Origin of the sequence: Lysinibacillus sp. BNK-21 (assembly GCF_048684915.1) — a bacterium.
Classification (GTDB): Bacteria; Bacillota; Bacilli; order Bacillales_A; family Planococcaceae; genus Lysinibacillus; species Lysinibacillus capsici.
This window is the reverse complement of the sequence record NZ_JBLQTS010000001.1, coordinates 3,401,347-3,427,548: the sequence shown is the minus strand read 5'-3', so window position 1 is coordinate 3,427,548 and position 26,202 is coordinate 3,401,347. Positions and strand designations below refer to the sequence as shown.

Annotated in this window: 29 protein-coding genes; all 29 read left to right on the top strand. The window is 37.3% G+C overall.

Going from position 1 to position 26,202, the window contains the following annotated elements:
* Window positions 1-26 precede the first annotated feature (26 nt).
* The 29 genes from fliM to ACMGGO_RS17395 all read left to right on the top strand — a co-directional run bounded on the left by fliM (window position 27) and on the right by ACMGGO_RS17395 (window position 26,146).
* Entirely contained in the window at window positions 27-1,022 is a 996-nt protein-coding gene (fliM, locus tag ACMGGO_RS17535) for a flagellar motor switch protein FliM (protein ID WP_004269290.1), read from the top strand.
* Entirely contained in the window at window positions 1,015-2,247 is a 1,233-nt protein-coding gene (gene fliY / locus ACMGGO_RS17530) for a flagellar motor switch phosphatase FliY (RefSeq protein ID WP_066037810.1), read from the top strand. The genes fliM and fliY overlap by 8 nt, the downstream gene beginning before the upstream one ends.
* A 21-nt stretch (window positions 2,248-2,268) precedes the next feature.
* Window positions 2,269-2,631 carry a response regulator gene (locus tag ACMGGO_RS17525; protein ID WP_004269288.1) on the top strand — a complete coding sequence of 121 codons (363 nt, stop codon included), beginning with the start codon at window positions 2,269-2,271 and terminating at the stop codon, window positions 2,629-2,631.
* Window positions 2,632-2,641: 10 nt separating this feature from the next.
* Window positions 2,642-3,319 carry a flagellar biosynthetic protein FliO gene (locus ACMGGO_RS17520; protein WP_254660045.1) on the top strand — a complete coding sequence of 226 codons (678 nt, stop codon included), beginning with the start codon at window positions 2,642-2,644 and terminating at the stop codon, window positions 3,317-3,319.
* Entirely contained in the window at window positions 3,316-3,981 is a 666-nt protein-coding gene (gene fliP, locus ACMGGO_RS17515) for a flagellar type III secretion system pore protein FliP (protein ID WP_048391597.1), read from the top strand. Before ACMGGO_RS17520 ends, fliP begins: the two co-directional genes overlap by 4 nt.
* Window positions 3,982-3,994: 13 nt before the next feature.
* Entirely contained in the window at window positions 3,995-4,264 is a 270-nt protein-coding gene (gene fliQ / locus ACMGGO_RS17510; protein WP_004269285.1) for a flagellar biosynthesis protein FliQ, read from the top strand.
* A gap of 4 nt (window positions 4,265-4,268) precedes the next feature.
* Window positions 4,269-5,042 carry a flagellar biosynthetic protein FliR gene (fliR, locus tag ACMGGO_RS17505; RefSeq protein ID WP_048391595.1) on the top strand — a complete coding sequence of 258 codons (774 nt, stop codon included), beginning with the start codon at window positions 4,269-4,271 and terminating at the stop codon, window positions 5,040-5,042.
* A 1-nt stretch (window position 5,043) separates the two neighbouring features.
* On the top strand, window positions 5,044-6,132 hold the full coding sequence (flhB, locus tag ACMGGO_RS17500) for a flagellar biosynthesis protein FlhB (RefSeq protein ID WP_048391594.1): 1,089 nt from the start codon (window positions 5,044-5,046) through the stop codon (window positions 6,130-6,132).
* 23 nt (window positions 6,133-6,155) lie between these two features.
* Window positions 6,156-8,189 (top strand): flagellar biosynthesis protein FlhA, encoded by a 2,034-nt coding sequence (gene flhA / locus ACMGGO_RS17495; RefSeq protein ID WP_004269282.1) that lies wholly within the window; start codon window positions 6,156-6,158, stop codon window positions 8,187-8,189.
* Window positions 8,186-9,382, top strand: a complete 1,197-nt coding sequence (gene flhF / locus ACMGGO_RS17490) for a flagellar biosynthesis protein FlhF (protein WP_374805830.1) — start codon at window positions 8,186-8,188, stop codon at window positions 9,380-9,382. Before flhA ends, flhF begins: the two co-directional genes overlap by 4 nt.
* Entirely contained in the window at window positions 9,379-10,254 is an 876-nt protein-coding gene (locus tag ACMGGO_RS17485) for a MinD/ParA family protein (protein ID WP_066037807.1), read from the top strand. The genes flhF and ACMGGO_RS17485 overlap by 4 nt, the downstream gene beginning before the upstream one ends.
* Window positions 10,255-11,409, top strand: a complete 1,155-nt coding sequence (locus tag ACMGGO_RS17480) for a protein-glutamate methylesterase/protein-glutamine glutaminase (protein ID WP_103117586.1) — start codon at window positions 10,255-10,257, stop codon at window positions 11,407-11,409.
* 15 nt (window positions 11,410-11,424) lie between these two features.
* A complete protein-coding gene (locus tag ACMGGO_RS17475; RefSeq protein WP_048391586.1) occupies window positions 11,425-13,497 on the top strand; it encodes a chemotaxis protein CheA in 2,073 nt (690 codons plus the stop codon).
* Window positions 13,498-13,524: 27 nt separating this feature from the next.
* Window positions 13,525-13,971, top strand: coding sequence for a chemotaxis protein CheW (locus ACMGGO_RS17470; RefSeq protein ID WP_004269272.1), 447 nt, complete (start codon window positions 13,525-13,527; stop codon window positions 13,969-13,971).
* A gap of 9 nt (window positions 13,972-13,980) precedes the next feature.
* Entirely contained in the window at window positions 13,981-14,613 is a 633-nt protein-coding gene (locus tag ACMGGO_RS17465) for a chemotaxis protein CheC (protein ID WP_004269270.1), read from the top strand.
* 1 nt (window position 14,614) lies between these two features.
* Complete coding sequence (locus ACMGGO_RS17460) at window positions 14,615-15,118, top strand: chemotaxis protein CheD (RefSeq protein WP_004269269.1); 504 nt, start codon at window positions 14,615-14,617, stop codon at window positions 15,116-15,118.
* On the top strand, window positions 15,118-15,489 hold the full coding sequence (locus tag ACMGGO_RS17455; RefSeq protein ID WP_054550522.1) for a hypothetical protein: 372 nt from the start codon (window positions 15,118-15,120) through the stop codon (window positions 15,487-15,489). Before ACMGGO_RS17460 ends, ACMGGO_RS17455 begins: the two co-directional genes overlap by 1 nt.
* Before the next feature lie 371 nt (window positions 15,490-15,860).
* On the top strand, window positions 15,861-16,262 hold the full coding sequence (locus ACMGGO_RS17450; RefSeq protein ID WP_048391582.1) for a nucleoside deaminase: 402 nt from the start codon (window positions 15,861-15,863) through the stop codon (window positions 16,260-16,262).
* Window positions 16,263-16,284: 22 nt separating this feature from the next.
* Window positions 16,285-17,508: an amidohydrolase gene (locus tag ACMGGO_RS17445; protein ID WP_420282111.1), complete on the top strand. Its 1,224-nt coding sequence runs from the start codon at window positions 16,285-16,287 to the stop codon at window positions 17,506-17,508.
* Window positions 17,509-17,536: 28 nt separating this feature from the next.
* Complete coding sequence (locus tag ACMGGO_RS17440; RefSeq protein WP_420282110.1) at window positions 17,537-18,760, top strand: amidohydrolase; 1,224 nt, start codon at window positions 17,537-17,539, stop codon at window positions 18,758-18,760.
* A 436-nt stretch (window positions 18,761-19,196) separates the two neighbouring features.
* Window positions 19,197-19,967, top strand: a complete 771-nt coding sequence (locus tag ACMGGO_RS17435) for a FliA/WhiG family RNA polymerase sigma factor (RefSeq protein WP_036080567.1) — start codon at window positions 19,197-19,199, stop codon at window positions 19,965-19,967.
* Between the two features lie 23 nt (window positions 19,968-19,990).
* Window positions 19,991-20,293: a hypothetical protein gene (locus tag ACMGGO_RS17430; RefSeq protein ID WP_048391575.1), complete on the top strand. Its 303-nt coding sequence runs from the start codon at window positions 19,991-19,993 to the stop codon at window positions 20,291-20,293.
* A gap of 9 nt (window positions 20,294-20,302) precedes the next feature.
* Complete coding sequence (locus tag ACMGGO_RS17425) at window positions 20,303-20,881, top strand: hypothetical protein (RefSeq protein WP_048391573.1); 579 nt, start codon at window positions 20,303-20,305, stop codon at window positions 20,879-20,881.
* Window positions 20,882-21,037: 156 nt separating this feature from the next.
* Entirely contained in the window at window positions 21,038-21,757 is a 720-nt protein-coding gene (rpsB, locus tag ACMGGO_RS17420) for a 30S ribosomal protein S2 (protein ID WP_004269262.1), read from the top strand.
* A gap of 101 nt (window positions 21,758-21,858) precedes the next feature.
* Window positions 21,859-22,746 carry a translation elongation factor Ts gene (gene tsf, locus ACMGGO_RS17415; protein ID WP_257961805.1) on the top strand — a complete coding sequence of 296 codons (888 nt, stop codon included), beginning with the start codon at window positions 21,859-21,861 and terminating at the stop codon, window positions 22,744-22,746.
* Window positions 22,747-22,962: 216 nt separating this feature from the next.
* Window positions 22,963-23,688: a UMP kinase gene (gene pyrH, locus ACMGGO_RS17410; RefSeq protein WP_004269260.1), complete on the top strand. Its 726-nt coding sequence runs from the start codon at window positions 22,963-22,965 to the stop codon at window positions 23,686-23,688.
* The gene (frr, locus tag ACMGGO_RS17405) at window positions 23,688-24,245 is read left to right on the top strand and encodes a ribosome recycling factor (protein ID WP_004269259.1); all 558 of its coding nucleotides are present in this window, start codon (window positions 23,688-23,690) and stop codon (window positions 24,243-24,245) included. Before pyrH ends, frr begins: the two co-directional genes overlap by 1 nt.
* Before the next feature lie 309 nt (window positions 24,246-24,554).
* A complete protein-coding gene (locus ACMGGO_RS17400; RefSeq protein WP_004269258.1) occupies window positions 24,555-25,349 on the top strand; it encodes an isoprenyl transferase in 795 nt (264 codons plus the stop codon).
* Window positions 25,346-26,146, top strand: a complete 801-nt coding sequence (locus tag ACMGGO_RS17395; protein ID WP_048391571.1) for a phosphatidate cytidylyltransferase — start codon at window positions 25,346-25,348, stop codon at window positions 26,144-26,146. The genes ACMGGO_RS17400 and ACMGGO_RS17395 overlap by 4 nt, the downstream gene beginning before the upstream one ends.
* Window positions 26,147-26,202 lie beyond the last annotated feature (56 nt).

Below are 26,202 nucleotides of genomic sequence, written 5' to 3'. Positions count from 1 at the left end.
AAACTGCTTGAATTGGAGGTGGGCAAATGGCAGGAGATGTGTTATCTCAATCCGAGATAGATGCGCTGCTTTCCGCTATATCGACAGGGGAAATGTCAGCGGATGACATAAAAAAAGAGGACGAGGGACGTAAGGTTAAAGTTTATGATTTTAAACGAGCACTTCGATTCTCAAAAGATCAAATCCGAAGTTTGACCCGAATACATGAAAATTTCGCACGACTATTGACAACCTTTTTCTCTGCACAGCTTAGAAGCTATGTACAAATTACGGTTGCATCAGTAGACCAAATACCATTTGAAGAGTTTGTTCGTTCCATTCCAAATATGACACTCATTAATGTATTTGAAGTGCCACCATTAGATGGTAATATATTAATGGAAATTAATCCGAATATTGCCTATTCGATGTTAGATCGCCTAATGGGCGGTAGTGGGGCAAGTCATAGTAATGTAGATAACCTAACGGAAATAGAAACAAAAATTATGACAAACCTTTTTGAACGCTCATTCGACAATTTACGCGAAGCATGGGAAAATGTTGCGGAAATTGATCCTATATTAGTGGAACTTGAAGTAAATCCACAATTTTTACAAATGATTTCACCTAATGAAACGGTTGTCGTAATTTCATTAAATACGATAATTGGTGAGACAAGCGGTATGATTAATATTTGTATTCCGCATGTTGTATTGGAGCCAATTGTTCCAAATCTTTCGGTTCGCTATTGGATGCAAACCAATACGAAAGAGATGTCACCAGAGCAAACAAAAATGCTTGAAACACGTGTGAAACAAGCCCAATTACCACTCTCAGTTGAATTAGGATTAACGGACATCACTATTGAAGATTTCCTAACAATGCAAGTTGGGGATGTCATACAGTTAGATCAAAAAATTGAAGCGCCATTACTACTAAAAGTAGGTACATTGCCGAAGTTCACTGTTCAACCAGGTAAAAAGGGCAAAAAATTAGCAATCCAGATTATCGACCCTTTGAAAGGAGGAGACGAAGATGAGTGATGAAATGCTCTCCCAAGAAGAAATTGAAGCGCTATTAAGGGGCGAGACGTTGGGAGATAAAAACAACGACACTGATGCTTCAACAAATGAAGAAATAAATGAGATACGAGTGGAGGATTACCTTGATTCGTTTGCACAAGATGCATTAGGAGAGGTAGGCAATATATCCTTTGGTAGCTCTGCCACAGCTCTTTCAGCGTTATTGGGTCAAAAAGTAGATATTACAACTCCAAGTATTTCGATGATTAATCGTAATAAATTAGAAGAGGAATTTCCTCATCCATATGTAGCTGTACAAGTTGAATATACAATTGGTTTGACAGGTATGAATTTACTTGTTATTAAACAATCTGATGCAGCAATTATCGCAGATTTAATGTTAGGTGGCGATGGATTAAATCCGAAGCCAGACTTAGGTGAAATTCAGCTAAGTGCTGTTCAAGAGGCTATGAATCAAATGATGGGCTCAGCTGCTACATCTATGTCGACGGTCTTCAACAAAAAAGTAGATATTTCTCCACCGACAATTGATTTAATGAACATCTCGCAAGATGAAGGTCGAGAAAATATCCCAGAAGACGATTTGCTGGTGAAAGTTTCATTTAGATTAAAAATTGGTAATTTAATTGATTCGAATTTAATGCAATTATTACCGCTTAAATTTAGTCAAAATATTGTAAAATCATTATTAGGTGAAACAGGAGTGTTTGAGGAACCTGTGGCAGCAACTATTGCACCTGAGGTTCCACCAGTTACACCACCGCCTGTTCAACAGCAAATACCTGTAGCACCACCATCTGAACAACCAGTTTATCAACAGCAGTCAGTACCGATGCAGCAACCGATTTATCAGGAGCCACAACAATTTGCACAACCAGCAAGACCTGCACAACCAGCACAACCTGTAAATGTGCAACAAGCCCAGTTTGCTAGCTTCGATACAAATGTAATCTCTCAATCTGAAGCTAGAAATTTAAATATGCTACTTGATATTCCATTGCAAGTTACTGTAGAGTTAGGACGTACGAAACGTTCTGTTAAAGAGATTTTAGAACTATCAAGTGGTTCAATTATTGAACTGGATAAATTAGCGGGAGAACCAGTTGATATTTTAGTCAATAGTCGTTTAATTGCTAAAGGGGAAGTCGTTGTTATTGACGAAAACTTTGGTGTCCGTATTACAGATGTTTTAAGTCAAGCAGAGCGTTTAAATAATTTAAGATAGTTTCAATTGGAGGAGTTAACCATGTCTAAAAGAATTTTGATTGTAGACGACGCTGCATTTATGCGCATGATGATCAAGGATATTTTATCAAAAAATGGATTTGAAGTTGTTGGAGAGGCAGCAGATGGTTTACAAGCTGTCGAAAAGTACAATGAACTAAAACCAGATTTAGTAACAATGGATATCACAATGCCAGAGATGGACGGTATTGCAGCTCTTAAAGCAATTAAGGGAACAGATCCAAGTGCAACTGTAATCATGTGTTCAGCAATGGGGCAACAAGCAATGGTAATCGATGCGATTCAAGCTGGTGCAAAAGACTTTATCGTAAAACCTTTCCAAGCAGATCGTGTAATTGAAGCGATTCAAAAAGCGCTAGGATGATTGCATGAAAATGTTAAAATCATTTCGTTTAACGATGATTTTCGCATTTCTTGTATCCTTCCTGTTTTTGTACCCGACACCGACTTCTGTCTATGCAGACGTTGATACAAATAGTGTCACGGATTGCATTAAAGACCCAGAAGCTTGTAATGGAGATACGACTGATCCAGCTGCTAAACAAGAAACAACTGTAACAGCAGCTGGAGATATATCTGCATGGGAATACATAAAAATGGTTTTGGCGCTTATTTTTGTTGTAGCTTTATTTTATGGATTGATGAAGTTTTTAAATAAACGAAATTTAAACTTCCAACGTAATCAAATGGTACAAAATTTAGGCGGTTTATCGTTAGGTGCACAAAAGTCAGTTCAGCTTTTACAGGTAGGTAAAACATTGTATTTAGTTGGGGTCGGAGAAGACGTTCAGCTATTACGAGAAATTACAGATCCTGAAGAAGTTGAAGCTCTTTTAGCCCTTTATAACGAAAGACAAGAATTTGCAGCAACATCACCGTATATTGTAGAAGTATTTTCTAAGTTTAAGAGAAAAGATAGCGCGAAGGTGCAAAATGATCAGCAAAAGCAGGATTCATTTGGCAATCTATTCGAAAAAAAGCTATCAGAAATAAAACAGGAGCGTAGTGATGAGATAGAGAGATGGAAGCAGAAGGAGAAGGATGGTAAATGAATGATTTAATCAATATTTTTTCCAACAGCGATCCAACGAATGTCTCTACATCTGTAAAGCTCTTACTTTTACTAACAGTTTTATCACTTGCACCAAGTATTTTAATTTTAATGACTTCCTTTGCTCGTATAGTCATAGTCTTATCCTTTGTGCGTACAGCATTGGCAACACAGCAAATGCCACCAAATCAAGTGATTATTGGGCTGGCACTATTTTTAACATTTTTTATCATGGCACCAACCTTTCAAGAGGTCAATAAAGAGGCATTACAACCATTGTTTGCTGAAGAAATTGGTATAGAAGAAGCCTATGACCGTGCTAGTGTGCCATTTAAAGAGTTTATGAGTAAGCATACTAGGCAAAAAGATCTTGATTTATTTTTAACATATAATCAAGCAGAAAAACCAGCATCAGTGGAGGAAATCCCACTGACTATGCTTGTACCTGCCTTTGCTTTAAGCGAAATTAAAACAGCATTTCAAATTGGTTTTATGATTTTTATTCCATTCCTAGTGATCGATATGATTGTCGCAAGTACATTAATGTCGATGGGGATGATGATGTTACCGCCAGTAATGATTTCATTGCCATTTAAAATATTATTATTTGTACTGGTTGATGGCTGGTATCTCGTTATGAAATCGTTACTACAAAGTTTTTAGGGGATGATACAGTATGACAGGTGAGTTGGTTATTTCCATTGCAGAGCGTGCTATAATGATTATCCTTCTAACAAGCGGTCCGCTACTATTAGTTGCTTTAATCTCGGGTTTAGCGGTAAGTATCTTTCAAGCCACAACTTCGATACAAGAGCAAACGTTAGCATTTGTACCAAAAATTATTGCTGTCTTAGTGGCCATCGTATTCTTTGGCCCTTGGATGCTATCTCAAGTTACAAGCTATGCGAGAGACATATTCGAGAATTTAACGCGTTATATAGGGTGAGTACATGAATGAATTAATTCCGCATTTAACGGTTTTCTTATTAGTACTTGTACGTGTCTCAGCCTTTTTTGCTACGGTTCCTTTTTTTTCCTATAGAACCATTCCACCTCAAGTCAAAATTACTCTCGCACTGGTTTTAGCTTGGATGATGTACTATACAATTGATGTTGAGCCATTTGCATTCAATGATGATTACATATTATTAGTGGTGAAAGAAGCACTAGTTGGACTATTACTCGGTCTAATGGGCTATATCATCATGTCCGCAATTCAAATTGCAGGAAGCTTTATCGATTTTCAAATGGGTTTTGCCATTGCTAATATAATTGACCCGCAAACAGGTGCTCAAAGTCCATTAATCGGTCAGTTTTTTAATATGCTAGCACTGCTTTTATTGTTAGCGATTGATGGCCATCATATGATTCTTAATGGAATCTACTACAGCTATCAATTTTTCCCGATGGATCAATTCCCTAGTTTTATGAACGAAAACTTTCCTCAATTTATTATCACCACTTTCACAGCAGTTTTTGCCATAGCATTCCAGATGGCTGCTCCTGTTGTAGCGACCTTATTCTTGGTCGATTTAGCTTTAGGGATCACTGCAAAAACAGTACCGCAATTAAATATATTTGTTGTCGGTTTTCCTATTAAAATTGGTGTTAGTTTTTTAGTGTTATTTACAATGATGGCCGTTATGATTCAAGTTATTCAAAAGCTTATTACGATTATGATTTATGGGATGCGTGATTTAATGGCCATTTTAGGTGGTGGATAATATGAGACTACTACTGAATTTAGAGCTACAATTTTTTGCGGGTGAAAAAACAGAAAAGGCAACCCCTAAGAAACGACAGGATGCTCGGAAAAAAGGGCAAGTTGTCAAGAGTCAAGATATTTCTAGTGCCATTGTAATGTTAATGGTATTTATCTTTTTGTTTTTCTTTGCAGGTTCTTTGCGTGACGAGCTTTTAGCTTTTTTCAGGCAAACCTTTATTCATAACATACGCATCGAATCACTGACTATTGATAGTGTGATGCACCTATTTACAGAAACTTTGATTCAAATGGCTTTTATCATTGTGCCCATTATGGCAATTGCATTTGTCGGAGCACTTGCAGGTAACTTTTTGCAATTTGGTTTTCTTTTTACGTTAGAGCCAATGAAGTTTGATTTGAAAAAGATGGACCCTATTAAAGGGTTAAAAAAGATATTTTCTGTCAAAGCCATTGTGGAGTTAATAAAGTCTGTTTTAAAGATTGGTTTTATCGGAAGTGTTACAACAATTATTATTTGGTCAAACTTACCAGAAGTTTTGGCGTTATCGTTTAAAAGTCCATGGATGACTCTCATTACGGTAGGGAAGCTTGTTGGTATTATGGGTATAGCAGCTTCTTTAGTATTACTTTGTGTATCCGTTTTAGACTGGATGTATCAAAAACATGAGTATGAAAAAAATCTTAAAATGTCTAAGCAAGATATTAAAGATGAATATAAAAATAGTGAGGGTGACCCCTTAATCAAATCAAAAATCAAACAACGCCAACGTGAGATGGCGATGAGACGTATGATGTCAGAGGTCCCGAGTGCGGATGTAGTTATTACCAACCCTACTCACTATGCAATTGCCCTCAAATATAATGAGGACAGTATGGATGCTCCTCGTGTTATTGCGAAGGGGACAGACTTTATTGCTCAAAAAATTAAACTGATCGCCAAAGAACATGATGTAATAATGGTTGAAAATCGACCTTTAGCACGAGCTATGTATGACCAGGTAGAAATAGGCGATCAGGTACCAGAAGAATTTTTCAAAGCAGTAGCAGAGATACTCGCTTATGTTTACCGTATTAAGCGAAAAATTTAAGGCTTTTTGTAGGAGGGACACAAATGAAAGTTCGCGATATTGGGGTTTTAGGTGCGGTTATTTTAATCGTTGCGATGCTCATCATCCCTCTTCCTCCGTGGATGTTAAGTTTTTTAATTGTCATTAATATTACATTAGGATTAATTGTACTGCTCACAGCAATGAGTATGAAAGAAGCATTGGATTTTTCCATTTTTCCTTCGGTAATTTTACTATTAACTTTGTTCCGATTAGGACTAAGTGTTTCCACTACTCGTGCCATCTTAGCAAATGGAGATGCAGGTTCGGTCGTTGAAACTTTTGGTGATTTCGTAGTTGGAGGAAATATACTTGTTGGTTTAGTCGTCTTTTTAATTTTAGTGTTAATTCAGTTTATTGTTATTACAAAAGGTGCAGAACGAGTAGCAGAAGTAGCGGCACGTTTCACACTTGATGCGATGCCAGGTAAACAAATGAGTATTGATGCTGACTTAAATGCGGGGATTATTTCCGAAAAGGAAGCACGTGAACGTCGTGAAAAAGTATCAGGAGAAGCCGACTTCTACGGAGCAATGGACGGTGCTACAAAATTCGTAAAAGGGGACGCCATTGCCTCGATGGTAATGGTTATTATCAATCTATTATTTGGTATCATCATTGGGGTTGTCCAAATGGGACTTCCATTTGCGGAAGCAGCAACACATTTTTCGAAACTAACAGTTGGGGACGGTATTGTATCCCAAATTCCTGCCTTGCTTATTTCGACTGCTACAGGGATTGTCGTAACACGAGCCTCTTCTAAAGGTAGTCTTGGTCAAGACATTACAGGCCAATTATTTGCTCAAGCTAAGCTGCTTTATGTAGCAGGAGGTACCATTGTATTACTAGGGCTATTTACGCCAATACCAAACTGGGTAACGCTGCCAATAGGTCTTTCATTAATTGCGGGAGCTTATATGATGGAACGTAAGAAGCCAGAGGATGAAGAAGAATTACAGGAGATTGAAGAAGAAGTGGCTACTGACGGCATGAAGAGCCCTGAGAATGTTGTGAATTTATTAAATGTGGACCCAATTGAATTCGAATTTGGTTATGGATTAATTCCCTTAGTAGATGCCGCTCAAGGTGGGGATTTATTAGACCGTGTTATCATGATTCGTCGACAGCTTGCTTTGGAGTTAGGTATCGTGATCCCAGTAGTCCGTATTCGAGACAATATTCAGCTTCAACCAAATGAATATCGAATTAAAATAAAGGGGAACGAAATGGCACGAGGCGAACTTTTACTAGATCATTATTTAGCGATGAGCCCTGGAGACGATGATTCTATTGAGGGTATTGATACTGTCGAGCCATCATTTGGATTACCAGCTAAATGGATTACAGAGCAAGTAAAAGAGGATGCGGAAATGTATGGTTATACAGTTGTGGACCCACCAAGTGTGGTGTCAACACATTTAACTGAAATAATTCGAGCAAATGCTCATGAGTTATTAGGCCGTCAAGAGACAAAGCAGTTAATCGATCACTTACGCGAATCCCATCCAATTTTAGTAGAAGAATTAACACCTGCACCTTTATCTACTGGAGAAATCCAAAAGGTACTGGGTAAGCTTCTGCGAGAGAATGTATCAGTGCGTAACTTACCTATTATTTTTGAGACACTTGCAGACTATGCAAAATTAACGAGTGATACAGATATCTTAGCTGAATATGTGCGTCAAGCATTAGCTCGTCAAATTACAGCGCAATATGTTGGGGATAGTTCAGTATTAAAGGTGATTACGGTTTCAGGTAAAGTAGAAAAAATGATTGCTGATAGTATCCAACAAACGGATCACGGTAATTATTTAGCTATGGACCCACAAGATTCTCAAACAGTATTAGAAACTATTGCAGCGGAAGTAGAGCGTGTTTCGTTTATGGAGCAATCAGCTATTATATTATGCTCGCCAGCCGTTCGGATGTATTTACGACAACTAACGGAGCGTTATTTCCCACAAATTCCGGTTCTATCCTATAATGAATTGGATGCTTCGGTTGAAATTCAAAGTGTTGGGGTGGTGAATGTTCAATGAAAATGAAAAAGTATTATGCATCATCCATACCAGAGGCGATGAAGCAAGTGCGAGCAGAATTAGGTGAGGACGCAGTCATTTTAAATTCAAAAGTCGTCATCACAAAGAAATTTTTTGGCATGATAAAAAAGAAAAGTTTTGAAGTGGTTGCGGGTATTGATGCAATGGAGCCCCAGCAAGTGTCTTCAGTTCCAACACCAGCTGTACTGCCTGTAGTAAAAAAAGAAAATGCAAGGTTACAAGAGATTACAAATGCTATTCAAGCAAAAATGCATCAGGAACCACCCCTTGATGTAGCAGCAGTACATGAGGACGCTAGCATGTCAGAAGAATTGAGAAAAGAAATTGCTGATTTAAAATCATTAATGCAATCGATGCATAAAAAGACTACCCAAGCTCAATATCCCGATGAACTCTTACCCTTCATTGAATACTTAAGACAGCAAGAGCTAAGTGAAGAGCTCATCACAACGATAGGTGATGAGCTTTTTATGCATTTTAGAGAAGCATCCGAAATAAATTTTTCACAATGTAAATTGATAGCAAAAAATTTATTACGTAAGAAGCTAGAAGTACTTCCAGTCGGAGGATTATCCTACGAAAGAAAATATATAAACATTTTAGGGCCAACAGGGGTTGGTAAGACTACAACTATTGCTAAAATGGCTGCTAGAGCTGTGTTAGAAAAAAAGAAAAAGATTGGCTTTATTACGACAGATACTTATCGGATTGCGGCAATAGAGCAGCTTAAAACATATGCTGGTCTTTTACAAGCTCCTGTAGAAATTGCTTACAATGCAACAGATTTTGAACAAGCAATCCAGAGATTATCACATTTAGATTTGGTTTTTATTGATACAGCTGGTCGAAATTATAAAGAAGTCAAGTATGTTGATGATCTCCAACGCCTCATAAAATTCGATGATCATGCAGAATCTTATTTAGTGCTTGCAATGACAACGAAAGAAAGGGATATGGAGAATATTGTAGATCAATTTAAGCAATTACCAATTCAAAAATTTATTTTTACAAAAATTGATGAAACAAATTCTATTGGCACAATGATCAATTTAATGATTAAATATAATAAAGGACTTGCTTACTATACGAATGGTCAAGAAGTACCAGAAGATATTGAAGAAGCTGATTTAGAAGCAGTACTTAATTTGTTTTTTCAAGGTGAAGAAAAATGAGAGACCAAGCTGAAGCATTACGCTTAAAAATGATGAAACAGCAAGGCGAACTAGGTAGAGCGATTGCAGTTGTAAGTGGCAAAGGTGGAGTAGGTAAAAGTAACTTCACAATGAACTTTGCCATGACTTTAGCCCAAAAGGGAAAAAGAGTTGTCATTGTAGACATGGATATTGGGATGGGGAATATCCATATCTTAATTGGGAAAAATGCTTCTTATAGTTTAAAAGATTACTTAGAAGGAAATAAGCTACTAGATGAGGTAATATTTGAAGGGCCTTACGATTTAAGGTATATTTCAGGTGGGTCAGGTATGACGAGTGTGCTTGATTGGTCTCATAGTATGTTTGAACGACTTATTCAAGCATTTGAAGAACTTCAAAAAAACTATGATTATATTTTATTTGATATGGGCGCTGGTGCTACTAATTGGTCGTTAGATTTACTCACATCTATTGATGAAATTATCGTCATTTCAACAGCGGAACCTACTTCTATTACAGATGCGTACTCCATGATGAAATATATTCATGTTCGAGATCCAGATAAGCAGTTTTATATTCTCTGTAACCGCGCTTTCAGTAAAGAAGAAGGAATAGAAACGAATGAACGTTTACAGTTAACAATGAAACGTTTTTTAGACAAAGAAACGATCATTCTTGGTTCATTACCTGAAGACCCTGTTGTGCGTAAGGCAGTGCGCGAGCAAGTGCCATTCTCACTTGCTTATCCAGACGCATTAATATCAAAGACATTGCAACTTATAGTCGTTCGTTTTATGGAGCAACGTGCGGGGGAAATACATGCACATGATCAAACAACGAAAAAATTTTTAACGAAACTTAGAAGTATTTTCTCGAAAGGGCGTGATTAATTGGACTTTTTGCATAAAAGCAAGCTTTTAGTTGTGGATGATTCTGCTTTTATGAGAAAGCTAATTAGTGACTTTTTTGTTGGCAACTCGAAGGTGGAAGTAGTTGGAACAGCTCGAAATGGAAAAGATGCGATCAAAAAGATACAATCGTTGAAGCCAAACGTTGTGACAATGGATATTGAGATGCCTGAAATGAATGGGCTCGATGCTTTAAAAGAAATTATGATACAATGTCCAGTTCCTGTAGTAATGCTCTCAAGTACCACTCAACGTGGGACAGAAAATGCAATTGCTGCAATTGAGGGCGGGGCAGTAGATTTTGTTGCCAAGCCGAGTGGGACCATCTCCCTTGATTTACATAAAATTCAAAATGAACTTGTGCACAAAGTGGAACAAGCTGCAACGGTGCCAATTTCCAAATTGAAAAAACCTTCTGGTAGTAAACGACAACAAGAACAAGTGACAAGGGTGAGTACCGTAATAAAGGAACCACAACAGCATGGACGAACAAATACGTCTATTAATGTTGTTTCTACTAAGGTAGCCGTAACTAAACCAATGGTAGAATGGAGTAAAATAGGAAAGAAGATTGTGTTAATTGGCACATCAACAGGAGGACCTCGCGCACTTCAGGAGGTTGTTACTAAAATTCCTAAGTCTATTCAAGCTCCCATATTAATTGTACAGCATATGCCTGCTGGATTTACTAAATCGCTTGCTAACCGACTTGATCAGCTAAGTGAAATTTCTGTTAAAGAAGCTGAACAGGGCGATATTTTGCAAAATGGAGTAGCTTATATTGCACCAGGTGGATATCATTTAAAACTTAGAAAAGTAGGGACAACTTTTGGCATTGTTCTTGATAATCAAGAAGCACCAAGATCTGGCCACCGACCTTCTGTAGATGTAATGTTCGAAGATGTTAGTCAATATAAAGATTTTGATAAAGTAGCAGTGATTATGACAGGTATGGGTCATGATGGCTCTAATGGTCTAAAAGCATTAAAAAATACTGGCAATGTCATTGCTATTGCAGAATCAGCAGAAACTTGCATTGTATATGGTATGCCAAAAGCAGCAGTAGAAACGCAACTTGTTGATGAAGTTGCAGATGTAGATGATATTGCACAAACAATAATGAAATATTTGCCTTAAAAGGGGTGTCCTCTTATGGAAGTCAATCAATATTTAGAGATGTTTATTGAAGAAAGTAAAGAGCATTTACAAGCGTGTAGTGAACATTTATTAGAATTAGAAAAAAATCCAGATGATTTGGCAATTGTTGGGGAAATATTCCGCTCTGCACATACATTAAAAGGTATGTCTGCCACAATGGGCTTCGAAGATTTAGCAGATTTAACCCATAAAATGGAGAATGTTTTAGATGCCATCCGTAACGAGAAGATTCATGTTACACCTGAAATTTTAGATGTCGTATTTGAATCTGTTGATCATTTAGAAGAAATGGTAATGGATATTGCTAACGGTGGAGATGGTAAGCGTGATGTTTCCTCAACTGTCGCACAACTAAAGCGTATAGAACTAGGTGAGGAAGTAATACCAGAGGTGGTAGCAACGGTTGCTGCACCGGTTGTTGAAAGTGTATTAGAATATGATTCGTTTGAACAAACAGTCATTACACAATCGGCTGAACAAGGCTTTAATGCTTTTGAAATTTCAGTAACATTACGTGAGGATTGCCTTCTTAAGGCAGCACGTGTATTTATGGTGTTTGAGATTTTAGAAAAAGATGGGGATGTCATTAAATCAAGTCCATCTGTTGAAAAGCTAGAAGATGAGCAGTTTGATCAACAATTTTATGTAGCTTTTGTCACAAAAACAACAGCTGAGGATATGCAGAAAAAGCTAATGAAAGTTTCTGAAGTTGATGAGGTTATTGTGACTACAATTGACCAAAGGAAATTTAGTGAAAAAGTATTTGAAGCGCACCAAGAAGTAGCAGCTACTGCAACAGCAGTGGCTGAGGTAGCCGCAATACCAACAAATACGCCTGCTGCTAAAGCCGAGCCTGTTGCAAAACCTGCTAAAGAAGCTACACCTTCCAAGGCTGACAAAAATCATGCACCTGTAGGTAATAAAACAATTCGTGTAAATATTGAACGTCTAGATATTTTAATGAACTTGTTTGAAGAGCTTGTCATTGATCGTGGTCGATTGCAATCTATCTCTACTGAAGTAAATCATGGCGAACTAAATGAAACAGTAGAGCGTATGAGTCGTGTGATGGGTGATTTGCAAACTATTATTTTAACAATGCGAATGGTACCTGTAGAAACAGTTTTCAATCGTTTCCCGAAAATGATTCGTCAGCTATCACGTGATTTAAATAAGAAAATCAACCTTGAAATTATTGGTGCTGAAACCGAACTAGATCGTACAGTAATTGATGAAATTGGAGATCCGCTTGTTCACTTGATTCGTAATTCTGTGGATCATGGCATTGAGAATCCAACTGCTCGTCGTGCAAAAGGCAAGCCTGAAGAAGGAACGGTCGTATTGCGTGCCTATCATAGCGGAAATTACGTCTTTATTGAAATTGAAGACGATGGCGCGGGCATAAATCGAGAAAAAGTATTAGCGAAAGCTATTTCAAAAGGTATTGTTACACAAGAACAATCCTATTCAATGTCTGATAAACAAATTAATGAGCTTATTCTAGCTTCAGGCTTCTCCACTGCAGATGTTATTTCAGATGTATCTGGTCGTGGAGTAGGTTTAGATGTTGTAAAAACAACCATTGAATCACTAGGTGGCAATATTTCAATTGAATCAACACAGGATGTTGGATCCATCTTCTCGATTCAATTACCACTGACATTATCAATTATTTCAGTTATGCTTGTGGAGATTGAAAAGGAAATTTATGCAATTCCACTATCTTCTATTATTGAAACATCTATTATCCGTTCATCAGAGATTATGAATGCGCATAATCAAAAAGTAATCGACTTCCGTGGCAAAGTTGTTCCGTTGGTATTCTTAGAGGAAATCTTTGAGGTACCTCGTCAAGAGCATCAAGATGAAGAATTCCACTCAGTAGTGATCGTCCGTAAAGGTGAAAAACTTGCTGGTTTAGTGGTGGATTCATTCATTGGCCAACAAGAAATTGTCTTGAAGTCTTTAGGAAATTACTTAACAAATATCTTTGCCATTTCAGGAGCAACAATCTTAGGCAATGGTAAAGTAGCCTTAATTGTAGATTGCAACGCACTAATTAAATAAGGTGAATGAATAAGAGAGGTGTAAAGTATGACAAATGCAGTGGAGCAAGAAAGTATTAAAGTAATAGTTTTTCAGTTAGCAGATAAAGAATATGCAATTCCAGTGTCCCATGTTCAAGGAATTGAGAAATTAATGCATATTACTCGTGTACCGAAAACAGCGAAATACGTAAAAGGTGTAATCAATCTACGAGGTGTTGTCACACCAATTGTGGATTTACGTGAACGTTTTGAATTACCTATTTCTGAACATGAAGAAACAACACGCATTATTATTATTTCATTAGAAGATATGGAAGTAGGCTTTGTAGTGGATTCCGCTAACGACGTTATCGATATTCCTGCAAGTGCTATTGAACCGCAACCAGAAGTCGTTGGCTCACTTGAAGAAGAATTTATTTCAGGCGTTGCTAAAGTAGAGAAGCGATTATTAATCTTATTACATTTAGAAAAAGTATTAAATCCACTAAAGTAGGGATCGATAATGACATTTAATCAAAAAATTACATCACTACATTTAGATGTATTAAAGGAGATTGGAAACATCGGTGCTGCGCATGCCGCGACAGCACTTTCCAATTTACTTGGGAAAAAAATTGATATGCGTGTTCCAAAGGTAGAGATGGTGTCCTTTAACGATATGATGGAGTTGGCTGGCGGATCAGAAAACGTAGTTGTTGGCATTTACCTTCGTATTGAAGGTGATGCAGAGGGAAGTATGTTCTTTATTTTACCTATCGAACAAGCAAACCGCTTTATACGTCGGCTTATTTTCGATGACTCTTTTGACTTTAAAAAACGACCTGTTTCAGAGTTAGGTTTATCAGCTATGCAAGAAATGGGTAATATTTTATCGGGCTCCTATTTATCTGCCTTATCGGATTTTACTAATTTAAAAATTTATCCAACTGTGCCAGGTCTAAGTGTTGATATGTTTGGAGCTATAATAAGCATTGGTTTAATAGAATTATCTCATGTCAGTGATAATGTTATTGTGATAAATACATCCATTTTTGAAGAAGGTGTGGAAGACCATGAAACGGTGAGGGGCCATTTCTTCCTACTACCAGATCCTGACTCGTTTGATGCCATTTTTAAAGCATTAGGGGTTTCGTGATATGTTAACCAATAGTAGTGGACAAGTGATTAAAGTGGGAATTGCACAAATGGATGTAGTAAAGCTACCTAACACGATTCGAACTTCTGGTCTTGGTTCATGTGTTGGTGTTATTTTGTATGATGAGTCAAAAAAAATTGCTGGTTTAATCCATGTGATGTTACCAGATTCAAGTTTAGGAAGAGCTGAGTCAATCAATGTCGCGAAATTTGCAGATTCAGGGATTGCTGCAATGATTGATTTACTAAAGTTAGAAGGCGTTCAAAAATTTAAACTCAAGGCAAAAATTGCAGGGGGTGCGCAGATGTTCCAATTTACTTCCGACAAAGATACAATGCGTATTGGTCCCCGCAATGTAGAAGCTGTCAAAAATGAATTAAAGAGGCAGGGCATCCCTTTAGTGGCCGAGGATACTGGTGGAAATAGTGGTAGAACGATTGAATTTAATCCTGCAACGTCGATATTACATATCCGAACAGTTAACCAGGGAGTGAGTGAAATCTAATGTTTGGTTCTATATTTTACAATCTATGGGGAGCATTAATTGCCTTTTCTATTTATTTTTTTAGTACATTTCAAAAACCATTTACGCCTCTGCGAATCCTGATTGGCTCTTTTATTGTAGCAATCATCGCATTTTTTGTAATGTTTATTGTACGTTTTTTAATTGCTTACATCTTGTTTACACCAGAGGAAGATGAGGAAGCAGTTGAAGTCGATATAGAAGAAAAGGAACTTGAATCAATAGAAGGCGTAAAACAAGAAGTGCCAATAGCTAATTCCACGGTTGAATTTCAAGATGAAAATTCCGAGGAAATTGCACAAGTAGTAAGAACGATGATGAATCGAGAAGAAGATCAACAAGTAAATGCGTAAAAGTAAGAGTCGTGACTAACGACTCTTTTTTATTTTGGCTTTGGAGTTTGTAGTATACGAAAAACTTAAGTGAAATTAATTATTTTTATATTATTCATATATATAGTCCTCATGTTAGCATATTTATACAAAGGAAATAGCTTTAAATCTAAAAACTCCAAAATATAAAAATGTAGCTTGTCCGGGGAATTTATCAACTGAAAAGATAGTGATTATGGCACCATTTACTGGTCTTGTAAGAGAAACACCTCAGACGGCAGTGCTTAGTTTTTCACAGGAGCATGCATTGGCAGTAGCATATTTCCAATAAATGGTCCATTTCAATATATAAAAAGAAAAGAGAATTTCGCTTTTTCTAGGAGGGGAACGACATGAAATCTCATGACTTTATGAAACAAGCACTTGAGTTAGCTAAAGAAAATGAAAGAACAAAACATGGTGCTCCTTTTGGTGCAATTGTAGTTAAAAATGGACAGATTATTGGCTCTGGTGTAAATGAGGTTGCAATCACTAATGATTTGACGAATCATGCAGAGATTCAAGCAATCCGTCAAGCTTGTCACGCACTGAAAACGACCAATTTAGAAGGTTGTGAAATGTATGCAAGTACAGAACCTTGTCCTATGTGTTTGAGTGCCATTTACTATTCTAAAATTTCTACAGTTTATTATTTTAATGCTAGTAATCCTAGTCAAGATTATATCTATCATGAACTTTCTTTACCCCATCAGGAGAGGGCCATTCAAATGGTTCATCTAGCTATCAATCTTTAATAAATTTCGGGAGGTTCAATCAATGATACCAACAGCGTATTGGCTAACAAATGTACGATTAGAAACAGGATATCATTACGATAATGGGGTCGTTATAGGAACAAAAACTGCTCTTTTTAATGTACAAGTAGAAAGTGGTGAAATAAACCAAATTCTTAGCGTAGATCAGCCTTTAAAAACTGATTTGCCTAAGCGAGATGCACATGGTTACTTAATGCTCCCTTCTTTTAGAGATATGCATATTCATATAGATAAAACCTATTTTGGTGGACCATGGAAGGCTCCTTCGATTCCCACAGAAGGTCTTATTACAAGATTAAAAGAAGAAGAGATTCTACTGCCAGGGTTATTGCCTGTTGCAGAGGAACGAGCAAAAAAGTTACTAGATTTGCTTATACATGCAGGATCAACACATATTCGTACTCATTGTAATATTGATCCATTTATTGGGTTGAAAAATTTAGAAGCAGTCTTAAGAGCTAAAGAGGCTTACAAAGATAAAGTTGATTTAGAGGTTGTCGCTTTCCCACAACATGGCCTCTTACGTAGTAAATCCATTTCTTTAGTAAGGGAAGCTTTGCGAAGTGGAGCGTCTCTAGTAGGCGGTGTAGACCCTGCATCGATTGATGAAAATATAGAAAAATCCTTACAAACGGTGATGGAATTAGCGGTAGAAGCTGATGCAAATGTTGATTTGCATATCCATGATCCTGGTCATCTTGGTATTTTTACCTTTAAACGATTAGCTGCATTAACGGAGGAAGCGGGTTGGCATGGCCGAGTGACAATTAGTCATGCCATGGCCTTAGCCGATGTTTCAACTAATGAAGCAAGTGAAGTGGCAGCGTTACTAGCTCATCACGGTATTGACATTACTTCGTCTGTTCCATTGGATCATACCATTCCTATTCCGTTATTAGATCAAAAAGGTGTTCAAATCTCTTTGGGTGAAGATAGTATTACAGATCACTGGTCCCCGTTTGGTATAGGTGACAGCCTAGAAAAACTAGGCACGCTAGCTGAACGCTTTGGCTTAAGTGATGAACATTCACTTAGTCAAAGTCTAAAGTATATTGCTGGAGGCATAACACCTTTAAACAAGGATGGACAGCCCCAATGGCCGAAAATTGGAGATATGGCGAATGTCGTGTTTGTAGATGCAACTTGCTCCGCAGAAGCAGTTGCAAGAAGAGCAAGAAGAGTGGCGGTGCTCTTTACAGGGAAAATAGTTGCGGGTGAGCTTTAATTTTTGAAGAAGAAAGGATAAATCTGAAATGAATTCTACTTTTTGGTTAACAAATGTACGTCTTGAAACAGATTATCACTTTGAAAACGACACGATTACTAAAACGAACTCGGCTTGTTCTCATCTATTCATTAAAGATGGGAAAATTGCAGAAATAGTATCTGCTGATAGCCTATTATTAGATGATGATTATCCAAAAAAAGATATGAAACAGCTATTAGCACTACCTTCATTTATAGAAAAACATTGTCATTTGGATAAAACTCTGTTGAGCGACAAATGGCGGGCAGTCACACCAGTGAATAATATTTTTGAACGTTGTGAAATTGAAAAAGAGGTACTTCCAACCTTACATACAACTACGCAACAACGCGCTGAAAAACTACTTAGTCGTTATGTCCAGTTTGGAGTTACACATGTACGTACGCATGTGGATTTATATCCTGAGGTAGGGTTGAAAAATTTAGAAGAGGTTCAAAAAGCTTTACAAAATTTTGAAGGAAAGTTGTCTTATGAAATCGTTGCCTTTCCTCAACATGGTCTATTACGAACAAAGGCAACCAATTTAATAAGGGAGGCTCTACGTTTTGGGGCAGGATTTGTAGGAGGTGTCGATCCAGCTACTGTGGATGGAGATATTGAGGCTTCCTTACAACAAATGGTGGAACTCGCTGTTGAAGGAAACGCAGGGATTGACTTGCATTTGCATGACCCAGATCAATTAGGTACTTTTACAATGAAGAGATTAGCCCAATTAACAAAGGAAGCTGGTTTACAAGGCAAAGTAGCCATTAGCCATGCCTTTGGGCTAGGAGATGTTTCACACTCTGAGGCAGAAGAAATGGCGGACATCTTACGTGATGCAGGTATTACGATTGTAACGAGTGTCCCTCTGCGTAGAAAGTTTCCACCTGTTGGTTTATTACACAGTAAAGGAGTACCCGTTGCAATTGGGTGTGACAATATCTTTGATGTTTGGTCCCCATTTGGTAACGGAGATTTATTAGAACGAGCTGGTCGTTTGGCAAAAAGCTCAGGTTGGGAAGATGAACGCTCATTAGCCCAAACCCTTCAATTTATTACAGGGGGAAAAACCCCACTCAATCAAGCGGGTGAGCAAACATGGCCAAAAGTGGGAGATAGTGCAAATATGGTGTTTGTGGATGCTTCTTGCTCTGCTGAAGCAATTGCTCGAAGATCTCTACGTAAGGCAACTATATTCAATGGAAACTTTGTCTTTAGTTCGATTTAAAGCATAATTTATCGATAAAGAGTGGTTTTTTATATTGGGTATTATTGCTCTTTTGTTTAATTTGTTCTTTGCTCTACAGTAGTGCTAAAACTAAATCAAAAGAATTCAGTAGCTTCTTAGTAAAAGCTTAATCATATCCAACTGTATCCAAGTGTCATTACACAATTAGGATACAGTTTTTCTATGTCTTTCAAAAACAAAGGAATATATTAGAGACTAAGAGAAACAAATGAAATTATAGTCGATTCTTGTTATAATATAGGAAAGATGGCAACTGCTTATCGGGCTTTAACGATTCAGGCTCACGTCTAGATTAGCTTAAATGTGGATTTTTATAAAAAACAACTAAGAAATCCTGTTGAATGATAAATTTTAAGAGCGCAAGTAGTCGTTAGTAAACAGGCGTGAAAAAGCGTTTTTTAGAGAGGTGGATTTCATGACACAACCAATTCTGAACGATGAGCAAAAACTGTGGAATCGCTGGATACATGAGCGTGATCCCGATGCTGGTGATTTACTTATAAAAAAATACATTTCTTTAGTATCTTATCATGTCCAACGTATTGGTGCAGGTCTGCCCAAAAGCGTATCACGAGACGATTTAACGAGCTTAGGGATGGTAGGACTTTTTGATGCATTAAATAAATTTGACATTAACAGAGATTTAAAATTTGATACATATGCTTCGTTTAGAGTAAGAGGAGCCATCATCGATGGTTTACGAAAAGAAGACTGGTTACCACGGTCAGCGCGTGAAAAAGCCAAAAAATTAGATGCACAAATTGAACAACTAGAACAAAAATATATGCGTCATGTAACACCTGAGGAACTTGCGGAGCATATGGAAGTATCTGTTGAAGATGTTTATCAAACTGTACAAGAGCATTTTTTTTCAAATGTTCTTTCTATTAATGAACAACAGGACCAAGAAGAAACAGATGGCAAGTCATTTGTCATACGAGACGATACAACAAAAACACCTGAGCAAGCTATCATTAAATCAGAATTGTTAGATGATCTTGCGGAAAATATTCAGAAACTCAATGAAAAAGAACAGCTTGTCCTTAGTTTATTTTACACGGAGGAGTTAACCTTGACAGAAATTGGTGAAATGCTTGAACTATCAACCTCTCGTATTTCACAAATTCATTCAAAAGCGCTATTAAAGCTACGAAAGCTATTATCTAGTGAAATGATTAATGCGTAAATATCCTTGAGGGAGAGATTCCAATGAGTTTAAAAGGTGTTGAGTTACAGATTGCTATTCCAAAAACATTTGAAGCAGGAAAAATGGTTGATCAGGCACAGCAGCAAGTATTGGCTCAGCAAGCACATGCAAATGAAGCATTAAAAAAAGAAGTAGAGCGCAAGCAAAAAATTGTCAACACATCAGAAGGTATGGATGAAATTAGTGAGGATGAAGATGCAGGTGGTGAGTATTTAACAGGGATTCATAAAAAGAAAAAAAAGGATCAACAAGAAAAACAGGCACAACATCCGTTTAAAGGGAATTTCGTGGATTTTAGTGGATAGGAGTTTACAATGACAACCATTCTAATAGCGGTGCTATTCTTTTTACAGCTAATTTCATTTTACTTTCTTATCATTTTAAATACAAAGTTAGCAAAGTTTAAAGATTTGGAAAAGAAGCAAGAACGTTTAATGAGAGAAATGGACGACACCATTAGTGTGTATTTAGCTGAAATGAAAGATGAAAATGACCGTCTTATTAAAGAGCTACAAAGTGTCTCACAGTCGGAAATAGCTGCTAGTAGCTTGCATCAAACGGAACAATATATGACACCTCAGGAGCAGCCAACTTTGCCTGTAGTACACGAGGTGAAAAGTGATAGTTCTCTATCTTTAGAGAAAGATGCACGTATCTATGTACCTAAAAATATTGTCGCAAATGCTTATTCACGTCAGCAACATACAAGCTCGAAAATGGTGAAAACAGCTCCACCTCTAAAAGTGGAGGAGCAAAAAGAAGCTGAAAAATTGCTGACAGTGGAACAACAGGCTCTAGAATTAGCAAAACAGGGAAAATCACCAGAGGAAATAGCTAAACAACTGCAAAAGGGTAAAACAGAAATCGAGCTTTTACTGAAATTCCATCACTAAATTGTTGCGAATCGTTCAAAGCTATGATATAGTTGCAAATGGTGTTATTACTACACACGCATTTTGATGCAGTAAGTGGTGCTCTAAGATTAGGGTAGCTTGTTGTAGATGATAAATGCGGAGGATAAAAACCAAACATATTAGGAGGAAATTCACATGTCAGTAATTTCTATGAAACAATTACTTGAAGCTGGTGTACATTTCGGTCACCAAACTCGTCGTTGGAACCCAAAAATGAAGAAATATATCTTCGTTGAACGTAACGGGATCTACATCATCGACTTACAAAAAACTGTAAAAAAATTAGAGGAAGCTTATGACTTCATGCGTCAAGTTGGTCAAGACGGTGGTAAAGTTCTTTTCGTTGGTACGAAAAAACAAGCACAAGAAGCGATCAAAGATGAAGCTGAACGTTCAGGCAACTACTACATCAACCAACGTTGGTTAGGTGGTACTCTTACAAACTTCGGTACAATTCAAAAACGTGTTGCACGTATGAAACAAATCGAAAAAATGGAAGAAGAAGGAACTTTCGAAGTTCTTCCTAAAAAAGAAGTAATCCAACTTAAAAAAGAACACGAACGTCTAATCAAATTCTTAGGCGGTATCCGTGATATGCACGATCTTCCAGACGTAATGTTCGTGGTTGACCCACGTAAAGAACGTATTGCGGTTGCAGAAGCTCGTAAATTAAACATCCCTCTAGTAGGTATTGTTGATACTAACTGTGATCCAGATGAAATCGACTACGTAATCCCTGCTAATGATGATGCTATTCGCGCTGTTAAACTTTTAACTGCTAAAATGGCTGACGCTTTAATCGAGTCAAAACAAGGTGAAGAAGAAGCTCCAGCTGTAGAAGCTGCTGCTGAGTAATTCACGTTTACAAAAAGGTGATAAGTGGCTCAAAACCCTTATCACCTTTTTTAGAACCTATCATTAAATTATGTTCAACCAATTTGAGGAGGAAACACTAAATGGCAAACATTACTGCACAATTAGTAAAAGAATTACGCGAAAAAACTGGCGCTGGAATGATGGATTGTAAAAAAGCGTTAGTACAAACTGATGGCGACTTAGAAGCAGCTATCGACTTCCTACGTGAAAAAGGTCTTTCTTCAGCTGCTAAAAAAGCTGACCGCATCGCTGCAGAAGGTACAACTTATATTTTAGAACAAGGTAACGAAGCAATCATCCTTGAAGTAAATGCTGAAACTGACTTTGTTGCGAAAAACGACAAATTCCAAGTATTAGTTGCATCTTTAGCTGAGCAATTACTTGCTGCTAAACCTGCATCAGTTGAAGCTGCTTTAGAGCTTGCAAATACTGAAGGCGTAAAAATTGTAGATCAAATCTCAACTGCTATTGCAACAATTGGAGAAAAAATTACACTTCGTCGTTTCGAAATTAAAACAAAATCTGATGCAGATGCATTCGGTTCATACTTACACATGGGTGGCCGTATCGGTGTATTAGTAACTTTAGAAGGCTCTACTGATGCAGCAGCTGCTAAAGATGTTGCTATGCACATTGCAGCAATCAACCCAACTTATGTTTCTCGTGATGAAGTTTCTGCTGAAGAAGTTGAACGTGAGCGTAAAGTATTAACTGAACAAGCTCTTAACGAAGGTAAACCAGAAAACATCGTTGCAAAAATGGTTGAAGGCCGTCTTGGTAAATACTTCGAAGATGTTTGCTTACTTGACCAAACTTTCGTTAAAAACTCAGATCAAAAAGTACGTGATTTTGTAGCTTCAACTGGTGGTTCTGTAAACGGCTTTGTACGTTACGCTGTTGGTGAAGGTATCGAAAAACGTGAAGATAACTTTGCAGAAGAAGTAATGAGCCAAGTTAAAGGTAACTAATTTAGCTTGCATTTGATTCTAATCAAATAATATCTAGATTATCTAGACAAAAAAATGGGGAACACAACATAGCGTGTTCCCTATTTTTCCGAAGTGAATGAAAAAATGAAGATAATTTTCTATTCTGCCTTATTCACAACTAGCAATTATTGTTAGATATACTATAATGGAAAAGGGAATAGGGATGTTTTAAATAAAGTCTTACGGAGGTTTACAATGAGTGTACCGCAATATAAACGAGTAGTTATTAAACTAAGTGGTGAAGCGTTAGCTGGAGAAGCGGGCTTCGGTTTATCACCAAAAATAATCAAGTCTGTTGCAGAAGAAGTAAAAGAAGTAGTAGATCTTGATGTAGAAGTTGCTGTTGTTGTAGGTGGCGGTAATATATGGCGTGGGAAAATAGGTAGTGAAATGGGAATGGATCGTGCTGCTGCGGACTACATGGGCATGCTGGCAACCGTAATGAACTCCCTAGCTTTACAAGATGCACTTGAAAAATTAGGCATTGAAACACGTGTTCAATCTTCTATTGTGATGACTCAAGTAGCGGAGCCATACATTCGTCGTAAAGCAGTTAGACATCTTGAGAAAAAGCGTGTCGTTATCTTTGCAGCAGGGACAGGTAATCCATTCTTCTCTACTGATACGACTGCCGCATTACGAGCAGCAGAAATTGATGCTGATGCAATTTTAATGGCTAAAAACAATGTCGATGGCGTTTATTCAGCGGATCCTAAAGTGGATGAGACAGCCATTAAATATGATACACTCACATACTTAGACGTTATCCAACAAGGCTTACAAGTAATGGATTCAACGGCTTCAACTTTATGTATGGATAACGATATCCCGCTAATTGTTTTCTCAATTACGGAGCCGGGTAACATTAAACGTGCTGTACAAGGCGAAAAAATCGGAACAGTTGTTAGGAGGAATGTATAATGGCTAAACAAGTTTTAGAACAAGCTAAAGAAAAAATGAACAAAACAATCGCAGCTTTCTCACGCGAACTAGCATCTATTCGTGCAGGTCGTGCGAACGCATCTCTATTAGATCGTATTTCGGTTGATTACTATGGAGCAGCAACACCAATTAACCAACTTGCGGGTGTTTCTATACCTGAAGCTCGTTTATTAGTAATTACACCTTACGATAAATCTATTTTAGGTGATATTGAAAAAGCAATTATGAAATCAGATATTGGTATCACACCAACAAATGATGGTTCTGTCATTCGTCTTATGATTCCTGCTTTAACAGAAGAGCGTCGTAAGGATCTAGTAAAACAAGTGAAAAAAGAAGCGGAAGATGCAAAAATTGCTGTACGTAATGTTCGTCGTGATGCAAATGATGATTTGAAAAAACTTGAAAAAGCTGGCGAAATCACAGAAGACGATCTACGTGGCTATGGAGAAGATATTCAAAAGTTAACAGATGAATTCATTGTGAAAGTAGATCAAGTAGCGAAAGATAAAGAAAAAGAAATTTTAGAGGTGTAAATAAACCTTTTACACGTCTATGATGGAACTTTTTGATGAGATGAAGGCGTCCTATACTTAACAGGACGTCTTTTCTCTTTATTATTCATAGCCAAATTGCTTACTCAAATAGAGAGCATGTATGAATGTGAAAAGGTCATTAATGATACAATCATCATTATTTAACAAACTCATTCTTTAATATGTGTATAGTTCTAAAATAAGCTAGTACATACATAGTCAATTTAGAGGGAAAAAAAAGACAAAAGGCGCTTTTGTTTGTTATGATAGGTTAGTATACGTCCGATTAGTTGTAGTGGGGGAGTTAGCATGTTTAAAAAGCTATTAGGTAAACAAATAAATATGGATACACTATCATTGGAGGAGCGTGTGGCCCTAGCTAAAAGCGAGCCGATTCCTGCTCATGTAGCGATTATTATGGACGGAAATGGACGTTGGGCGAAGAAAAGAGCTATGCCACGTGTGGCTGGTCATCATGAAGGAATGAAGACGGTGCGTAAGGTGACGAGATTTGCATCAGACTTGGGTATTAAAGTCTTAACTGTCTATGCATTTTCCACTGAAAATTGGAAGAGACCAAAACCTGAGGTAGATTTTCTTATGCGGCTACCTGTTGAGTTTTTAGGTTCCTTTTTACCAGAAATGATGGAGCGTAATGTACGTGTCGAAATGATTGGAGACCCATCTTTATTACCTGCCCATACACAAAAAGCGTTGTATGAGGCAATGGAAGAAACGAAGCATAATACAGGGCTTATTTTAAATTTTGCACTGAATTATGGTAGTCGTTCTGAAATGGTCAATGCCATGAAAATGATGCTTCAAAAAGTGCAGGACGGTCAATTAACGATGCAAGACATAACAGAAGATTGCTTAACATCTCATTTAATGACGGCCCATTTACCTGAACCAGATCTTTTAATTCGTACAAGTGGTGAAGTGCGATTAAGTAACTTTATGCTATGGCAGCTCGCCTATACAGAATTTTGGTTTACAGATACATTGTGGCCAGATTTTAGTGAGGAAAACTTACTCGAAGCGGTGGAAAACTATCAGAAACGTAATCGCCGTTACGGTGGGTTGAAGGGAGAAGAAACAACTTGAAACAAAGAATTATTACCGCAATAATTGCAGCAGCACTTTTTATCCCATTCGTTATTTATGGAAAAGTACCATTTGCCTTACTTGTGCTAGCAATGGCTATTGTCGGTTTTTATGAAATACTTAAGATGAAAGGGATTTCCATCTTATCTGTGCCTGGCTTCTTAGGACTGATCACTTTAATTTTACTGGTTATCCCGAAAGACTGGAGTGAAAGGGTTGTAGAATTAATAGGCTATTCGTCTAATCTAATGGTAGTCTATGGTCTAATGATGCTACTTCTTATTTACGTGGTTTTAGTAAAAAATAAAATTACTTTTGACGAAGTTGGCTTTATTTTATTAGGCGCATTTTATGTGGGATTAGGATTCCATTATCTAATTGAAACTAGAAATGTTGGATTAGAGTATGTTGTCTATTGCTTATTAGTTGTTTGGACAACGGATTCAGGTGCATATTTTGTAGGTAGAAAATTAGGGAAAAATAAGTTATGGCCAGAAATTTCACCTAAGAAAACGATCGAAGGCTTTATAGGTGGAATAGTCATTGCTGTTATTTTTGCAGTAGGTATGCAACTCATTTACCCATTCGCAAATGGTTATATATCACTTGTTTTTGTAACGATTTTTGCCTCAATTATTGGTCAAATGGGCGATTTGGTAGAATCTGCTATTAAACGTCACTTTGATGTAAAAGATTCAGGCAATATTTTACCAGGGCATGGAGGAATTTTAGATCGCTTTGATAGTCTATTATTTGTCGTGCCTCTACTTCATTTTTTACATTTATTTGGTAATTAATTGTATAGGAAAAGACATTTTGCTAAATCATTTGCTTAGATAGAAAAAGGGGACAA

Excerpts from the sequence above, each read along its gene's own strand:
- fliM (WP_004269290.1), top strand. The coding sequence starts at position 27 with ATGGCAGGAGATGTGTTATCTCAATCCGAGATAGATGCGCTGCTTTCC.
- fliY (WP_066037810.1), top strand. The coding sequence starts at position 1,015 with ATGAGTGATGAAATGCTCTCCCAAGAAGAAATTGAAGCGCTATTAAGG.
- ACMGGO_RS17525 (WP_004269288.1), top strand. The coding sequence starts at position 2,269 with ATGTCTAAAAGAATTTTGATTGTAGACGACGCTGCATTTATGCGCATG.
- ACMGGO_RS17520 (WP_254660045.1), top strand. The coding sequence starts at position 2,642 with ATGTTAAAATCATTTCGTTTAACGATGATTTTCGCATTTCTTGTATCC.
- fliP (WP_048391597.1), top strand. The coding sequence starts at position 3,316 with ATGAATGATTTAATCAATATTTTTTCCAACAGCGATCCAACGAATGTC.
- fliQ (WP_004269285.1), top strand. The coding sequence starts at position 3,995 with ATGACAGGTGAGTTGGTTATTTCCATTGCAGAGCGTGCTATAATGATT.
- fliR (WP_048391595.1), top strand. The coding sequence starts at position 4,269 with ATGAATGAATTAATTCCGCATTTAACGGTTTTCTTATTAGTACTTGTA.
- flhB (WP_048391594.1), top strand. The coding sequence starts at position 5,044 with ATGAGACTACTACTGAATTTAGAGCTACAATTTTTTGCGGGTGAAAAA.
- flhA (WP_004269282.1), top strand. The coding sequence starts at position 6,156 with ATGAAAGTTCGCGATATTGGGGTTTTAGGTGCGGTTATTTTAATCGTT.
- flhF (WP_374805830.1), top strand. The coding sequence starts at position 8,186 with ATGAAAATGAAAAAGTATTATGCATCATCCATACCAGAGGCGATGAAG.
- ACMGGO_RS17485 (WP_066037807.1), top strand. The coding sequence starts at position 9,379 with ATGAGAGACCAAGCTGAAGCATTACGCTTAAAAATGATGAAACAGCAA.
- ACMGGO_RS17475 (WP_048391586.1), top strand. The coding sequence starts at position 11,425 with ATGGAAGTCAATCAATATTTAGAGATGTTTATTGAAGAAAGTAAAGAG.
- ACMGGO_RS17470 (WP_004269272.1), top strand. The coding sequence starts at position 13,525 with ATGACAAATGCAGTGGAGCAAGAAAGTATTAAAGTAATAGTTTTTCAG.
- ACMGGO_RS17465 (WP_004269270.1), top strand. The coding sequence starts at position 13,981 with ATGACATTTAATCAAAAAATTACATCACTACATTTAGATGTATTAAAG.
- ACMGGO_RS17460 (WP_004269269.1), top strand. The coding sequence starts at position 14,615 with ATGTTAACCAATAGTAGTGGACAAGTGATTAAAGTGGGAATTGCACAA.
- ACMGGO_RS17455 (WP_054550522.1), top strand. The coding sequence starts at position 15,118 with ATGTTTGGTTCTATATTTTACAATCTATGGGGAGCATTAATTGCCTTT.
- ACMGGO_RS17450 (WP_048391582.1), top strand. The coding sequence starts at position 15,861 with ATGAAATCTCATGACTTTATGAAACAAGCACTTGAGTTAGCTAAAGAA.
- ACMGGO_RS17445 (WP_420282111.1), top strand. The coding sequence starts at position 16,285 with ATGATACCAACAGCGTATTGGCTAACAAATGTACGATTAGAAACAGGA.
- ACMGGO_RS17440 (WP_420282110.1), top strand. The coding sequence starts at position 17,537 with ATGAATTCTACTTTTTGGTTAACAAATGTACGTCTTGAAACAGATTAT.
- ACMGGO_RS17435 (WP_036080567.1), top strand. The coding sequence starts at position 19,197 with ATGACACAACCAATTCTGAACGATGAGCAAAAACTGTGGAATCGCTGG.
- ACMGGO_RS17430 (WP_048391575.1), top strand. The coding sequence starts at position 19,991 with ATGAGTTTAAAAGGTGTTGAGTTACAGATTGCTATTCCAAAAACATTT.
- ACMGGO_RS17425 (WP_048391573.1), top strand. The coding sequence starts at position 20,303 with ATGACAACCATTCTAATAGCGGTGCTATTCTTTTTACAGCTAATTTCA.
- rpsB (WP_004269262.1), top strand. The coding sequence starts at position 21,038 with ATGTCAGTAATTTCTATGAAACAATTACTTGAAGCTGGTGTACATTTC.
- tsf (WP_257961805.1), top strand. The coding sequence starts at position 21,859 with ATGGCAAACATTACTGCACAATTAGTAAAAGAATTACGCGAAAAAACT.
- pyrH (WP_004269260.1), top strand. The coding sequence starts at position 22,963 with ATGAGTGTACCGCAATATAAACGAGTAGTTATTAAACTAAGTGGTGAA.
- frr (WP_004269259.1), top strand. The coding sequence starts at position 23,688 with ATGGCTAAACAAGTTTTAGAACAAGCTAAAGAAAAAATGAACAAAACA.
- ACMGGO_RS17400 (WP_004269258.1), top strand. The coding sequence starts at position 24,555 with ATGTTTAAAAAGCTATTAGGTAAACAAATAAATATGGATACACTATCA.